Raw genomic sequence first — 14,551 nt, 5'->3', positions numbered from 1 at the left:
GACAAAAGTTAGTTGCCGATTGCGTCGACCGGCAGTAAAGATGCAGACTTATCATAAGGACACTTGTCGCAGATAACTAGTTGCGAATAGTAAAAATCTGTTACGGCCCCCGCGTGACCGCATGCCTTTCAATACGCCAGCCGCAGGCGCCGGTACAAAAAACCCAGCACGAACAGGGGGCCCACCAGTAAAAAGCGCAAGTCGTCCAGAAACGACGGTTTCTTGCCTTCGATCTGGTGACCGATGAACTGGCCTATCCAGGCCAGCACAAAAACACCCAGCGACACGGGCAGGATGGTCATCGCCGGCATGAGCAGCAGTACGCCCAGCATGGCGGCCAGCATGGCCAGCATGCCCACCGCAAACGGGCGCGACAGCTTGTAATAATAGTATAAAGCGAGAATACTGCCGAGCAGCGCCGCGCTGGGATGCACGCTCCACAGCAGCCCCAGCAGGCTGAAAACGATCAGCGGCACGCACACGATGTGCACCCATTCATTGACGTGGTTGCGATGGCTTTCGCCATATTGGGTCAGCAGGGTATCGATGGTGCGCATGGGCGGTCTCTTGTGTTGGGAGCTTGTCCGGGAATTCTACACCGTCGCGTGGCCGGGTAAAATGGCCCTACGCCTTCCCTTCCGGATATCTCATTTGAATAGCCCTGCCTTCTTGCCAGACCATGCAGCAGATGCGCGCAAGCGCTGCTTTGCTCCCGTCATCGACGCTGGCACGCGCTTGCTGATCCTGGGCAGCTTGCCCGGCGAAAAATCACTGGCGCACAGCCAGTACTATGCGCATCCGCAAAACAAGTTCTGGATGCTGCTGGGCGAAGTGCTGGGCGTGCATTTGACCAGCCTGCCCTATGAAGAGCGTCTGGCAACCTTGCTGGCGCAGGGCGTGGGCCTGTGGGACGTGGTGGCGCAGGCGCAGCGCACAGGCAGCCTGGACAGCAACATCCGCGCCCGCGACGACAACGACCTGGTGGCCCTGACCTCCAGCTTGCCGCAGCTGCATACGATCGCCTTCAACGGCGGCACGGCGGCGAAGCTTGGCATCAAGGTGCTGGGCGAACACGCGCAGCGTTACCGCATCGTCAGCTTGCCCTCGAGCAGTCCTGCCTACACGCTCGCCTATGCTGCCAAGTTGCTGGAATGGAAAACATTACAGCCGTTTTGATGCAGAACGCGGGCCGTGCCAGTTCCTTAGGCGGGTGCGTACGGCTGCGCTTCCACCGGCTGTCCCTTGGCATCGAATTTCAAGGCCACGGACAATTGCGTCACGCCAATGGTAGCCAGCGCATCGCAGATGTCGTCGACTTCGTCCTGCAGGTCGGCAGCCAGGTCCAGCGGCTTGTCGGCGCTGTGCAGCAGTGCGCCGCCCGCCGTGGTGACGTTGACGCGCAACAGCATGTCGCCGTGCTCATCGGCAGGGCCGACGACCACCGAGACATCCGCAGCATCCACTTTGTTTTCCGCCAGCGCGTGGTTGATGCCCGACATCATTTGCAGCATCGCATATTCGCTCATGCCTTGTTCCTTGCCGCCATGGAATAGATCCTGGTAGAGGAAGCTCACTTCCAGGGCGCTGCCGGCCGGCGCCAGGCAGCGCTTGACGAGCTCGCCCACTTCCGTCGTCCATTGTTGATAGCGGGCCATGCGCGCATCGAACCAGGCGTCGAGCGCCGCTTCATCCTTCGGTTCCGCATAGAAAGGGTCGTCCACGCGTTTCAAGGCAAAGCCCAGCAGGAAGCGCAGCTCGACGGCCGTATCCTGCGGGCCGAAAGCCGTCTCGCTCCAGCCGATGATGCTGCTTTCCAGGCCCGGCGTGGCGACGATTTTCTTGTCTGTCATCGACGAGTACGCATCACGCACCATCTCGTGCAGGTGGCTATAGGTGATGCGGTCAATTTCATCGAGGTCGTAGGCGTGGCTCATCAAGACGACCTTGGCCTTGGCGCTTTCCAGTTGAGACTGTTGAAAACTCTGCACCAGCGCTTCGAATGCGTCCTGGTCCTGGAAACTGTCCGCTTCCTTCAGGCCGCCCGTGCTTTGCACCAGCAGGGGCACGACAAAGGCGTTGATTTCCATGGCAGGGGCATTTTCGCGGCGGATCACGGAGATGGACGCCGCTTCCTCGATATGGCTGCGCAGGTACTGGTAGGCGCCCACGTCTTCGTACTTGGCCCGTTCGATGGCGTCGTACAGGATTTCATCCTTCTTTTGATTCAAGGCCTTGCGGATCAGGCGGCCGAACTCGACGGCTTGCTCGGCCAGGACCGTGCCCTGCGATTCGCTGTCTTCCTGCTCCGCCAGGTTCAGGGCCATCGTGCACAGCATGCGCGTGACGGACTCATCCTTGTCTTCAGGCGTGTTGGCGGATTTACGGGGGACGGGGCGCTTATTTTTGGGCATGGCGATCAACAGGTTAAGAAATACGGGTCAGGCAAACGGAAACAGGCGCCAAGGCTTTGCCAGGCGCCGGGACAGATGATACAGGCGGACGCGGCCGCCTGATACCTCAATGGTCGGTATCGAACATCTCGTGCAGCTCGTCGAGCAGGTCGGCGGCTTCTTCCTGCGACAGGCCGAGATGTTGGCAGGCAAGTTCGCCGCCCTTGTCCCACTCCAGCGAGGTACTGTTGCCATGGTAGCGCTGAATGCCCTTTTCGGCCAGCAGCGACAGGGCGACGAGCGAGCGGATGGCGTCGTCCGTGGACGGGTCCGCCAGCACCGTGTAGTCGTGGTGGTGCAGGATGGCCCAGGAGACATCGGAAGACAGGCCCCAGTTGCGCGCCAGCAAGCAGCCGATGGCTGCGTGGTTGGTCTGGTGGCGCGCGTCTTCCAGGCTGGTAAAGCAATTGTGCGCATCGTTGGCCGCCGCCGCGTAGGTCTTGACGTAGTCGGGGAAGCGGTTCATCAGCAGGGGCACGCCGATATCGCAGAACAGGCCGAAGGTATGGGCGATGTCGGGCGGGGCGATGCGCAGCTTGCGCGAGGTAAATACCAGGGCGCGCGCGCGCTTGGCCGACACATCCCAGAAGTTGGTCAGTTCCACGCCTTCCGCTTCCAGCGCCTGGCGCGCCAGCAAGCCCGTCATCATGGCGCTGCACTGGTTAATGCCGAGAAAGTTGATGCCTTGCTCGACGGATTTGGCCTTGCGCGCGGCGCCGTAGAAAGGCGAGTTGGCCAGCTTCAGCAGGGCGCCGGACATGCCGACATCGTCGGCGATGATGCGCGCGATGCGGCGCGGCGACGGGTCGTCTTCGGCCAGTTCGCGCTGCAAATCGACCAGCAGGCTGGGACGTGGCGGAATGCGGATGGAACGCATCAAGGCGTCAACCGGATCTTCCTGCACTACCTGCTTTTGCGCTGCCGCTCTCATCATCACGCTTTCATCATCATTTTTGTGCCCGGTGCTTATTCTGTGGCGCGCTGCCGCTGCCCGCTTCATGAGCGTCTGGCGCAGTGCCCGACGATTATCGCTGTTTATGCGTGGCAATAGTTCATCTCGACAATATATTCTGGAAAAAATCCCCATTTTGATCGTGTCGATACGCTATTTCCGTCATTTTACGACGAGGTCCATCCCTGAGTTTGTGATTAAAAGATCAAGTTTTATTTGTTTTCAAGGCGGCGGGGCGGCGTGTGGTGGACAGTGCGGCAGTACAATTAACGTATGAAAAAACTCCTTGCCGGTATCGATTTTGCGGACGATTCCAGCAGCGTGGCGCGCCAGCTGATCGGCGTGACCGTGCTGGTTGACGGCGTGGGCGGGCGCATCGTGGAAACGGAAGCGTATGACCGGCTGGACCCCGCTTCGCACACGTATGGCGGCATGACGCCGCGCAACGCCGCCATGTTCGGCCCGCCCGCACACGCCTATGTCTACCGCTCCTACAGCATCCATTGGTGTTTGAATTTTGTGTGCCGCGAAGCGGGCCATGGGGCAGGCGTGCTGATTCGCGCCATCGAGCCGCTGGCGGGACTCGATGCCATGCGCCAACGGCGCGGCGTCGAGGATCTGCGGCTGCTGTGTTCGGGGCCGGGCAAGGTGTGCCAGGCGCTCGGTGTGAGCCACCTGCAGAATCGCCTGGCGCTCGATGCACCACCGTTCATGCTGCTGGCCCGCGAGGATGAACTGACAGTGCAGGCGGGGCCGCGCATCGGCATCTCCAGGGCGATGGAGACGCCGTGGCGCTTCGTGCTGGCCGGTTCGCGCTACCTGAGCAAGCCCATGCGCACACCTGCCAGTTAATCGCGCATCTGGCCACGCTGGCGCTGCGGCGCATCCTTGGCGCCGCGCAGGCCGGGCATGCTTCGCAGCGGGCTGTGCACAGCGCGTCTGTCCTGGCCCGGTTTCCTGGCCGGATTCAGGAAGACTTCATCGTCTACGCTGGCGGGCGTCGTTGGCGTGGCGTTATCCAGGGTAAAGACGCTGACTGCCGCCGACAATTTGACGGCCTGGTCCTGCAAACTGGCTGCCGCCGCTGCCGCCTGTTCCACCAGGGCCGCATTGTGCTGCGTGACGTCATCCATTTGCGTGACGGCCTGGTTGACTTCCGTGATGCCCGACGCCTGCTCGGCGCTGGCCTGTTTTACGCGCTGGATGATGTCATGGACTTGCTGCACCGAGGCGACGATGGCGCCCATGCTGTCGCCCGCTTGCTGCACGGCCACGCTGCCGCCATCGATGGTCGTGACGGATGTGGCGATCAGTGTCTTGATTTCCCTGGCGGCCAGCGCCGAGCGTTGCGCCAGGGTGCGCACTTCGGACGCCACCACGGCAAAGCCGCGGCCTTGTTCGCCCGCGCGCGCCGCTTCCACCGCCGCATTTAGCGCGAGGATGTTGGTCTGGAAAGAAATGCCGTCGATCACGCCGATAATATCCACAATCTGGCGCGAATTGGCGCGTATCGTCGCCATCGTCGTCACCGCTTGCTGCATCGATACTCCCCCGTGTACGGCCAGGGTGGACGCTTGCCCCGCCAGCTCGCAAGCGAGCTGGGCGTTGGCGGCGTTGTCATTGACGGCTTGCGTCAGCGCTTCCATGGCGCTTGACGTTTCTTCCAGCGCACTGGCTTGCAGTTCCGTGCGCGCCGATAAATCCAGATTGCCGGCGGCAATTTCGCGCGAGGCCGCGTCGATCGATTGCACGGCGCCCCTGATGGTACGCAAGGTCTGGTTCAGGTGGGCGATGGCCTGGTCCAGCACGCGCGACGTGGCGGCGATCTCGTCATTGCCCTGCTTGGGCGCACCGGACATCAGCTTGCCCGCCGCCAAGTCTTGCACCGCGTCGGCGATGCTGCGGATTTCCACCAGCATGGCGCGCCGCACCAGCATGGTCACCACGATGGAGACCAGGATGGAGAGCAGAACGGTCAGCAGCAGGCTCCAGCCCAGGCTGCGAAACTCGGCGCTGGCCGTCGCATGGGCCTGGCGGCTGAGCGTCGTTTCCAGGGCAGACAGCTGCGCCAGCTGCGTATTGAACTGGCCGAATTGCGTTTCCGCCTTGAGCATGGAATTGGTGGCGATCGACTGATCCATCTGCGCCATTTCCATGGTTTCCAGTACAGCCTTGCGATAGCCGGCCAGGGCCGTGATGGCGGCATCGACCAGGGTGCGCTCGGCGCCCGTGGCCATGGCGCGCAGCGAGGCCAGCTGGGTGCCGATGGCCGCGTGGCGCGCCTTGATCTGTTGTTCCAGCGCGTCGATGCGGGCTTTGGCGAAGCTGCCATTCGTCCATGACAGCAACTGGTACATATTGCCGTGCACCTGCTTGGCCTCGCCTAGTATGTCGGCGGCCGCCTTCAAATGCGTGATGCGCACGCGCACCATGTTTTCCAGCGATGTATTTTGCCGCACCATGCCATACCAGGCACCGGTCGAGCTGAGTATCAGCAGCAGCAAGACCAGGGCGGGCGCCAGCAATAATTTTGGTCCGATGCGTAATGTATTGAGCATGCTTGACTCCTGGCGATGGCTGTTCCAAGCGCTGGCGGCGCACGGCGTTCGTGCGCGCAGTCCCGGTTCTATTTCTTGTAGATGCCCGCTTCCAGCACCACATCGTTGACGCGCAGGATATATGTGGTCTTTGGCTCGATCTTGCCGCTGACGGGGTTCTTGTACTGGTAGTCGACCCAGCCCTTGCCCTGCTTTTGCGCCAGTTCAATGATTTCACGGCGATATTTCTTGCCATTCGCGTCAGGCACGTCCGTCAAATCCTTGCCCACGATGGAAGCATTGATGGGGTGGGCGAGCACGATGCCCGTCTTGATGTCGCGCATGTCCACATACAGCGAGCCTTGCACGAAGTCGGGGTCTTTCGCCGTGATTTTCTTCATCATCTCTTCTTTGCCATGCGCCTTCATGAAGGCGGCGCCCCGTTCGGCCATGGCGATGGCGTCTTTTTCCGTTGCTTCGACGGCGGCATTGACGCTGCCGCCGGCAAATGCCAGGCACAGCAGGCTACCCGTGAATAAGCGTTTCATGACAGCTCCTTGTGATGTCGAGGGATGTGTTGCCAAGCCGTAATTTACGTCGTCGAGGGCCCCATCAAATTGCGATGGAACAAACTAAAGAGTTGCTTGTAGGCAGCGAGCCAGGTATCGGCATGCTTGTTGATATGTGGCAATTTGGTTCTGTATGGCAAGAATTATCATGACTTTCACAGCATGCCGAGCAGGCGTTGCCTGAGGGGGCTGCAATTGACCGATATAGGGCCAATTTCATGAAAGTTATCGCTATTTATAGGCAAGGAGACTATCGTGTCCGCACTCATTACCGAGCCGTTTCCACCCAAGTTCAAGCCGTACACGCGGCAAACCATACATCAGGCGCGGCAGTGGAAATGGCTGCCGGAAGAGCAGCGTGTCGCCGTGCAAGTGGTCTCGCACGTCTTGCCGTTTCGCACCAATGCCTATGTGCTCGACCAGCTGATCGACTGGAACAATATTCCTGATGATCCCATCTACCGCCTCGTTTTCCCCCACCGCGACATGCTGCCACCCGAGCAGTACGCCCACTTGCGCGATCTGGTGCTGGTGCAGCGCGACAAGGCCGCCATCGATGCCTATGTGCATGGTATCCGCCTGGGCATGAATCCCCATCCGGCAGGGCAGATGACGCATAACGTGCCGAAAATCAACGATGCACCCGTGCGCGGCCTGCAGCATAAATATGCGCAAACGGTGCTATTTTTCCCCAGCGCGGGCCAGACGTGCCACGCGTATTGCACCTTCTGCTTCCGCTGGCCCCAGTTCGTCGGCATGGACGACATGAAGTTCGATGCGCGCGAATCGCATGAGCTGGCCGCCTACCTGAAAATGCATCCGGAAGTGACGGATGTGCTGATCACGGGCGGCGACCCGATGATCATGAATACGCGCCAACTGGCAGCCTACCTGGAGCCGCTGCTGGAGCCGGGCCTGGAGCACATCCAGAACATCCGCATCGGCACAAAGGCAGTGGCGTATTGGCCGCAGCGCTTTGTCTCCGACCGCGATGCGGACGATTTGCTGCGCCTGTTCGAGCGCATCGTCAAGGCGGGCAAGAACCTGGCCGTGATGGGCCATTACAGCCATGCCGTGGAATTGCGCCAGGACATCGCGCAACAAGCGGTGAAACGCATCGTCTCCACGGGCGCCACCTTGCGCATGCAGGGGCCGCTGATCCGCCACATCAATGAAGACCCGGCTAGCTGGGCGGAGCTGTGGCAGACGGGCACGCGCCTGGGAGCGATTCCGTATTACATGTTTGTCGAACGGGACACGGGGCCGCGCGGCTATTTCGAGTTGCCCTTGGCGAAGGCGCATGAAATTTTCCAGGCCGCTTACCAGATGGTGTCAGGCCTGTCGCGCACGGTGCGCGGCCCGTCCATGAGTGCCTTTCACGGCAAGGTCGTCATCGATGGCATCGTCACCATCAACGGCGAAAAACTGTTTGCCCTGCAATTCTTGCAGGCGCGCAATCCGGATTGGGTGCGCCGGCCGTTTTATGCCAAGTTCGATGCGGAAGCGACGTGGATGGACGATTTAAAGCCCGCGTTCGGCCACGCCAGGTTTTTCTTTGAAACGGATGAGCCTATGCCGCAGTTGCCGCATAAAATCATCCGCCTGGCACAGGCCGCCTGAGCATGCACGGCGCCGACGCGTCTTCCCGTTCCGGCGTGGCCGTGTTTTGTCTGGTGTTCCTGCCGTTTGCGCTCGGTCATTACCTGTCGTGCCTGCTGCGCGGCGTCAATGCCGTTCTGACGGCGGAATTGCTGGCCTCTGTCGCCCTGACGCCAGCGCAACTGGGCCTGCTGACCAGCGTCTTTTTTCTCGCCTTTGCGCTGGTGCAACTGCCGATCGGCATGGCGCTCGACCGTTACGGCCCCCGCACGGTGCAACTGGGGCTGCTGGCGCTGGCGGCCCTGGGCGTGTGGCTGTTCAGCCGGGGCCACAGCTTTGCCGAGCTGATTTTGGCACGGGCTGTTATGGGGGCGGGCCTGGGCGGCTGTTTCATGGCCGCCGTGAAGGCGATCTCATGCGCCATCGCGCCATCTCGCCTGCCTTCCGTGCACGGCTACCTGATCGCCGTAGGCGGCCTGGGCGCGGCCACGGCCACCATGCCCGTCAAGCTGGCCTTGCATTACACGGACTGGCGCGGCGTATTCCTGGGCCTGGCGCTGGCGGCGCTGGCCATCGGTGTGCTGATCCGCCTGCTGTCGCCGGCCATGCCCGGCCGCGCCCCCACGCACACGGTGAGCAAGGTCAGTGCCTGGAATGTGTACCGCGACGTGGCCTTTCGCCGCACCATCGCGCTGATCCTGCTGCCGCACGCGGTGTTCTTTGGCGTGCAGGGCTTATGGATCGGGCGCTGGCTGGCCGATGTGGGTGGCCTGTCCGATGACAGCGTGGCGTATCTGTTGTACCTGGGCATGGCGTCCGTCATCTTTGGCGCCATCGGCATGGGCATGCTGACGGAATGGGCAGGGCGGCGGGCGATTGAACCGATGCAAGTGGCGGCCGCGGGCCTTGTCCTGTTTGTTGCCGTGCAAGTGACGATGGCATGCAATGTGGTGCCCAGCCTGCCTTTGCTATCCGTGCTGTTTTCCTTGTTGGGCACGGTGACGGGCCTCGAATATGCGATCGTCGCGCAAAGCATGCCGTCCAGCTTGACGGGCAGGGCGGCCACCTGCCTCAATTTACTCATTTTTACGGGCGCCTTCCTGGTACAGGCGGGCTTTGGCCTGATCCTCGGCTGCTGGCCCCTGAACAGCTTGCAGCAGTATCCGCCGCAAGCCTACCAGGTGGCGTTTGGCGTGCTGGCAGCCTTGCAATTGCCGGGACTTGCGATGTTTTTCATTCGACGTTACAGGCGTGCCGGGCCATCCGGTAAAATGGCGGCCTGCACAGCGGCAATGATCAACTCCAAGGAAGACTATGAAACTCGTTCGTTATGGACGTCCAGGCAAGGAAAAACCGGGCCTGATCGATGAAGAAGGCAAACTGCGCGACCTGTCCGGCGTGATCGCGGATATTGACGGCGCGCAACTGTCCGACAAGGCCTTGCGCAAGCTGGCCAAGCTGGACGAAAAGACCTTGCCCCTGGTGCGCGGCAATCCCCGCTTCGGCGTACCGCTGGCGAAAGTGGGTAAATTCATCGGCATCGGCCTCAATTATGCGGATCACGCAGCCGAGTCCGGCATGCCGATTCCGGCCGAACCCATCGTCTTCATGAAGGCAATTACTTGCCTGAATGGCCCGGACGACAATGTCGTGTTGCCAAAAGGCTCGAAAAAGACGGATTGGGAAGTGGAGCTGGGCGTGGTCATCGGCACGCGCGCGCAATACGTGAGCGAAGAAGACGCCCTGAAATACGTGGCTGGCTATTGCGTCGTCAACGATATTTCCGAGCGCTCTTTCCAGCTGGAACGGGGCGGCCAGTGGGATAAAGGCAAGGGCTGCGACACCTTCGGCCCCGTCGGCCCGTGGCTGGTGACGCGCGATGAAGTCATCGACGAGCAGGATCTGGACCTGTATCTGGAAGTCAATGGCAAGCGCATGCAGACGGGCAATACGCAAACCATGATTTTCACGGTGGCGCAGATCGTCAGCTACCTGTCGCAATTCATGACCCTGGAACCGGGCGACGTTATCGCCACGGGCACGCCGCCGGGCGTGGGTCAGGGCCGCAAGCCGCAGCGTTTCCTGAAAAAGGGCGACAGCATGCGCCTGGGCATCGCCGGCCTCGGCGAACAGCAGCAGGACGTGGTCGCCTGGACTGCCTGATGGCCGGTAGCGATATCGACCGCTTGCCGCCGCTGCCTATGACGCAGCTCGACGCCCAGCAGCGCGTGGCCGCGCAAGCCATCATCGACGGTCCGCGCGGGGCGCTGTACGGCCCCTTCGTGCCGCTGATCCGCAGCCCCGAGCTGATGGAAACGGCGCAGCGCATGGGCGAGTATTTGCGCTACCGCAGCGCCATCGGCACGCGCCTGTCGGAGCTGGCGATCCTGGTGACGGCGCGCCAGTGGGACCAGCAGGTCGAGTGGGCCATCCACGCGCCGCTGGCCGTGCAGAACGGCATCGCGCAAGCGGCCGTGGACGCCATTGCCGCGCGCCGCGCTCCCCTTGCCCTGAAAGAAGATGAGCAAGCCGTGCACGACTTTTGCATCGAGTTGCAGCAGAACAAGCGCGTCAGCGATGCCACGTATGCGCGCGCGCTGTCCCTGTTTGGCGAGCACGGCGTGGTGGACTTGATGGGTATCAATGGCTACTACACTTTCCTGGCCATGGTCATGAACGGCGCGCAGACGGCGGTGCCGGCCTTGGGCGTGCCGCCCCTGCCCGCCTGATTGGAAGAGTTCTTCAAGCAAAGATGGACAAAGTGTAATGAAGTTGAAATTATTCAATATATAATTTTACTTCCCTTCCATTGCCAATAAGCTCAATGAAAACTCGTCCGTGCTCCACCCTGATGGGCCGCGCCTTTCTGGTGTTGGTCCTTGGCCCATTGTTGACGGTGCGTGTGCTTGCCGCCGAAACCGGTGCTACCGCCAGCGCTTCCGCACTGGAAAATTCCGTCGTCAAGGTGTTTTCCACCCTGCGCGGTCCCGATCCGTACAGGCCGTGGAGCAAGGCCGCGCCGCAAGAGGTGACGGGTTCCGGCGTCGTCATCGAAGGCCGCCGCATTCTCACCAATGCGCATGTGGTCGGCTATGCCAGCCAGGTACAGATCCAGGCCAACGGCGCGGGCGACAAGATACCGGCGACCGTGCTGGCCATTTCGCGTGGCATGGACCTGGCCTTGCTGAAGATCGACGACGACAGTTTTTTCGCCAGCCACAAAGCGGTGCCGCGCGCCAATGTCTTGCCGGACGTGCGCGATGCCGTGCTGGCGTATGGCTATCCGACGGGCGGCACGTCGTTGTCGATTACCAAGGGCATTGTCTCGCGCATCGAATTCGTGCGCTATAACTTCCCCGTTTCCGGCTTGCGCATCCAGATCGATGCGGCCATCAACCCGGGCAATAGCGGCGGCCCCGTGATTGCGGGCGACAAGATGATCGGCCTGGCCTTTGCCGGCATGCTCAATGCGCAAAACATCGGCTACATTATCCCCAACGAGGAAATCGAGCTGTTCCTGCGCGACCAGGAAAGTGGCGCGCCCCGGGGCAAGCCGGCCATGCGCGACGTGACGCAAACGCTGGAAAATCCTGCCCTGCGCACCTACCTGAAACTGGCCAAGGGTGTCGAGGGGGCCGTCGTGATGACGCCGGCCAGCAAGGACGCCGCTTATCCGCTCAAGGAGTGGGATGTCATCACGCATATCGGCGATTTTCCTATCGACAACCAGGGCATGGTCAAGCTGAATGCCAACAGCCGCGTGCGCTTCCAGTACCGGGTGCAGCAACTGGCGAAAGACGGCCAGTTGCCGTTGACGGTGGTGCGCCAGGGCGCGCCCCTGAAAATCAAGGTGCCCGTCTCGGCTGCACACCCGATGCTCATTGCCAGCCTGCAGGGCAATTATCCGTCCTATTTCATTTTCGGACCCATGGTGTTTTCGCGCGCCACCACGGAATTCATGGCCGCGCCGAATGGCAATCCAGCGATGCTGGGCGGCATGGCGTTTGCCGGTAATCCGCTGGTCACGCGGCGCGGCGATGCGCCCGATAGCGAGCGCGAAGAACTGGTGGTGATTGCCGCGCCGTTCTTTCCGCACAAGCTGATGAATGGCTACAGTACCCGTTTCTTCTCGGTCGTCGATTCCGTCAATGGCGTGCGCGTGCGCAGCCTGGCGCACTTGGTGGCCTTGCTGCGCGACCAGACGGATGAGCTGCTGACATTCCGCTTCCAGCAGCGCGATGCGGAGATGGTCGTCGTGCCCCGCAAGGAGATGCTGGCAGCGACGGAATCGGTGCTGACGGACAACGGCATCCGCTCGGAAGCGTCACCTGATATGTTGAAAATATGGAATGAAAAAACGCCGGCGAGCAACTAAGCTCCCGGCGTTCCGAACAACAACAGGCGCGGCGCACACCGCGCCTGTTTTGCTTCAATCCAATACTTTTTTCAGCCACGCGCCAATCGCGTCGATCTCCTCCTGGCACAGCGAGTGCTGCATCATGTACTCGTGCCACTCCACCTTGTAACCCATGCCGGTGAGCAAGTCGCGCGACTGCTGTGCGCGGGCGATCGGCACCACGGGGTCGGCCGTGCCGTGCGCCATGAAGATGGGCGTCTGCAGGCTTGCCGGCGTGCGCTCAAGCGCCGTTTTGTCGGCCAGCGGCAGATAGCCGGACAGGCACATCAGGCCGGCCAGCGGTTCCGCATGGCGCAAGCCCGTTTGCAAGGTCATGGCGCAGCCTTGCGAGAAGCCGGCCAGGATGATGCGGCTGGCAGGAATGCCGCGCGCCTTTTCGCGCGCGATCAGCGCTTCGATCTGTGCCTGCGAGGCGCGCAAGCCATTCTCATCTTCGCGGCGCACGAGGTCGTTCACGAGGATGTCGTACCAGGCGCGCATCACATAACCGTTGTTGATGGTGACGGGCATGGTGCCGGCGCTGGGGAAAATGAAGCGGATGGCAGGACAGCCGCGCAAATCGAGTTCCTTCACCAGTGGCACGAAGTCGTTGCCGTCGGCGCCCAGGCCGTGCATCCAGATGATGGAGACGGTGGGGTTCGGTGCGCTGTCGAGTTGTATGGTTCCCAGCAAGGTGCTCATGTATTTTCCTCAGGTAAAGGTTGCGCCGGACGCAGCGCCGATTTGGGACGGAAGGCCTTGCAGATGGCCGGGTCGGTTTCCATGTAGGGACCACCGATGAGGTCTATGCAATACGGCACGGCGGCAAAGATGCCGTTGACCAATTGATTTCCGTCAGCGTCTTTCAGTCCCTCCAGGGTTTCCTTGATGGCCTTCGGCTGGCCCGGCAAGTTCATGATCAGGGCGGCGCGCTCGGGCGTCTCGCGGATCACGGCCACCTGGCGCGACAAAATCGCCGTCGGCACGAATTGCAGGCTGATCTGGCGCATCTGTTCGCCGAAACCGGGCATTTCCTTGGTCCCGACGCTGAGCGTGGCGTCCGGCGTCACGTCGCGCCGCGCCGGACCCGTGCCGCCCGTCGTCAGGATCAGGTGGCAGTGGCTCAGGTCGACCATGTCGATCAGGGTGTTTTCAATCTGCGAGCGCTCGTCCGGGATCAGCCGTTTTTCCAGGCGGAAAGGCGTGCGGATGGCGGCGGACAGCCAGCTTTCCAGGGCCGGGATGCCCTGGTCTTCATACACGCCGCCGCTGGCGCGGTCCGAGATCGACACGAGGCCGATAATCAATTCGTCTTCTATCGTGGTCATGCGGCACCTGTCTATGTCGTAAAAAAACCGGGCTGATCCCGGTTTTTAGCTACTTTCGGGGTCAGACCCGCCGGGTCTGACCCCAGTTTTTTACTCGTCGTCTTCGCCTTCAACGTCATCTTCGTCGGCATCTTTCTTGCCGCTGTTTTTCTTCTTGGCGATCTCTTTCAAGATCTGGAAGATTTCACGGTAGGCTTTAGGCGGCTTGTTCTCGGCTTGCTCCTTGCGGGCATTGCGGATCAGGGTGCGCAGGTGTTGCACGTCCAGTTCCGGGTTTTCCGACAGCAAGACGGTCAGGGCCTTGTCATCCGTCAAGAGTTTGTCCCGGCGGCGTTCCATCGCGTGCATGTTAGCCGTGTCGGCTTTCGACAAGCCTTTCCAGCTATCGATGGTACGTTGGATGGCGGCAACTTCTTCTTCATCGAGGGTGCGCATCTTCTTGCCCACATATTGCAGCTGGCGGCGGCGGCCTTCGTGATCCTTGATCTGCTGGCATTCGAGAATGGCGTCGCGCACGTCTTCCGGCATCGGGACGCGCTTGACGCGATCACGTGCTTCATTGACGAGTTCTTCGCCCAGCTTTTGCAGGACGGTCATCTGGCGCTTGAGTTCCGACTTCGAAGGACGTTCATATTCCTGTTCGAATTCGGTAGATTGGAAGCCGCAAGCTCCCCGGTTTGGATTTGGCATGATAAGGCGGGATTGGCCGCGTAGGCCGCA

At 61.3% G+C, this 14,551-nt stretch carries 15 protein-coding genes; 7 read left to right on the top strand and 8 right to left on the bottom strand.

Features of this window, described 5'->3' with window-relative positions; genetic code table 11:
* Positions 1-128: 128 nt before the first annotated feature.
* Entirely contained in the window at positions 129-557 is a 429-nt protein-coding gene (locus CLU92_RS17110) for a DUF962 domain-containing protein (RefSeq protein WP_101482873.1), read from the bottom strand.
* Positions 558-651: 94 nt separating this feature from the next.
* Between CLU92_RS17110 and CLU92_RS17105 the strand changes: the two genes are divergently transcribed.
* A complete protein-coding gene (locus tag CLU92_RS17105; protein WP_257561109.1) occupies positions 652-1,176 on the top strand; it encodes a DNA-deoxyinosine glycosylase in 525 nt (174 codons plus the stop codon).
* Positions 1,177-1,202: 26 nt separating this feature from the next.
* Here the strand turns inward: CLU92_RS17105 and CLU92_RS17100 are convergent, their stop codons facing one another.
* Positions 1,203-2,411 (bottom strand): hypothetical protein, encoded by a 1,209-nt coding sequence (locus CLU92_RS17100; RefSeq protein ID WP_101482871.1) that lies wholly within the window; start codon positions 2,409-2,411, stop codon positions 1,203-1,205.
* A 106-nt stretch (positions 2,412-2,517) separates the two neighbouring features.
* Positions 2,518-3,384 carry an HDOD domain-containing protein gene (locus CLU92_RS17095; RefSeq protein ID WP_101482870.1) on the bottom strand — a complete coding sequence of 289 codons (867 nt, stop codon included), beginning with the start codon at positions 3,382-3,384 and terminating at the stop codon, positions 2,518-2,520.
* Positions 3,385-3,675: 291 nt separating this feature from the next.
* On the opposite strand from CLU92_RS17095, the gene CLU92_RS17090 reads away from it, so the two are divergent.
* Complete coding sequence (locus CLU92_RS17090; RefSeq protein WP_101482869.1) at positions 3,676-4,254, top strand: DNA-3-methyladenine glycosylase; 579 nt, start codon at positions 3,676-3,678, stop codon at positions 4,252-4,254.
* Here CLU92_RS17090 and CLU92_RS17085 read toward each other — a convergent pair.
* Both CLU92_RS17085 and CLU92_RS17080 read right to left on the bottom strand, forming a co-directional pair.
* Positions 4,251-5,960 carry a methyl-accepting chemotaxis protein gene (locus tag CLU92_RS17085; protein WP_101482868.1) on the bottom strand — a complete coding sequence of 570 codons (1,710 nt, stop codon included), beginning with the start codon at positions 5,958-5,960 and terminating at the stop codon, positions 4,251-4,253. The genes CLU92_RS17090 and CLU92_RS17085 overlap by 4 nt on opposite strands.
* 68 nt (positions 5,961-6,028) lie before the next feature.
* A complete protein-coding gene (locus tag CLU92_RS17080) occupies positions 6,029-6,487 on the bottom strand; it encodes a cache domain-containing protein (protein WP_101482867.1) in 459 nt (152 codons plus the stop codon).
* A 276-nt stretch (positions 6,488-6,763) separates the two neighbouring features.
* Between CLU92_RS17080 and CLU92_RS17075 the strand changes: the two genes are divergently transcribed.
* From CLU92_RS17075 to CLU92_RS17055, 5 genes are all read left to right on the top strand, one after another.
* Entirely contained in the window at positions 6,764-8,128 is a 1,365-nt protein-coding gene (locus CLU92_RS17075; RefSeq protein ID WP_257561108.1) for a KamA family radical SAM protein, read from the top strand.
* 2 nt (positions 8,129-8,130) lie between these two features.
* Positions 8,131-9,477 (top strand): nitrate/nitrite transporter, encoded by a 1,347-nt coding sequence (locus CLU92_RS17070; RefSeq protein ID WP_257561107.1) that lies wholly within the window; start codon positions 8,131-8,133, stop codon positions 9,475-9,477.
* Positions 9,422-10,270, top strand: coding sequence for a fumarylacetoacetate hydrolase family protein (locus CLU92_RS17065; protein WP_101482865.1), 849 nt, complete (start codon positions 9,422-9,424; stop codon positions 10,268-10,270). Before CLU92_RS17070 ends, CLU92_RS17065 begins: the two co-directional genes overlap by 56 nt.
* Positions 10,270-10,836, top strand: a complete 567-nt coding sequence (locus CLU92_RS17060; RefSeq protein ID WP_101482864.1) for a carboxymuconolactone decarboxylase family protein — start codon at positions 10,270-10,272, stop codon at positions 10,834-10,836. Before CLU92_RS17065 ends, CLU92_RS17060 begins: the two co-directional genes overlap by 1 nt.
* A gap of 95 nt (positions 10,837-10,931) precedes the next feature.
* Complete coding sequence (locus tag CLU92_RS17055) at positions 10,932-12,482, top strand: S1C family serine protease (protein WP_257561106.1); 1,551 nt, start codon at positions 10,932-10,934, stop codon at positions 12,480-12,482.
* Between the two features lie 54 nt (positions 12,483-12,536).
* Here the strand turns inward: CLU92_RS17055 and CLU92_RS17050 are convergent, their stop codons facing one another.
* The 3 genes from CLU92_RS17050 to yjgA form a co-directional block, all read right to left on the bottom strand.
* Positions 12,537-13,205, bottom strand: a complete 669-nt coding sequence (locus tag CLU92_RS17050; protein ID WP_101482862.1) for an alpha/beta hydrolase — start codon at positions 13,203-13,205, stop codon at positions 12,537-12,539.
* Positions 13,202-13,831 (bottom strand): molybdopterin adenylyltransferase, encoded by a 630-nt coding sequence (gene mog, locus CLU92_RS17045; RefSeq protein ID WP_101482861.1) that lies wholly within the window; start codon positions 13,829-13,831, stop codon positions 13,202-13,204. The genes CLU92_RS17050 and mog overlap by 4 nt, the downstream gene beginning before the upstream one ends.
* Before the next feature lie 90 nt (positions 13,832-13,921).
* Positions 13,922-14,521 carry a ribosome biogenesis factor YjgA gene (gene yjgA / locus CLU92_RS17040; RefSeq protein ID WP_101482860.1) on the bottom strand — a complete coding sequence of 200 codons (600 nt, stop codon included), beginning with the start codon at positions 14,519-14,521 and terminating at the stop codon, positions 13,922-13,924.
* Positions 14,522-14,551: the final 30 nt, after the last annotated feature.

It is taken from the genome of Janthinobacterium sp. 61 (genome assembly GCF_002846335.1).
Classification (GTDB): domain Bacteria; phylum Pseudomonadota; class Gammaproteobacteria; order Burkholderiales; family Burkholderiaceae_D; genus Janthinobacterium.
This window is presented reverse-complemented; position numbering and strand designations above follow the sequence as displayed.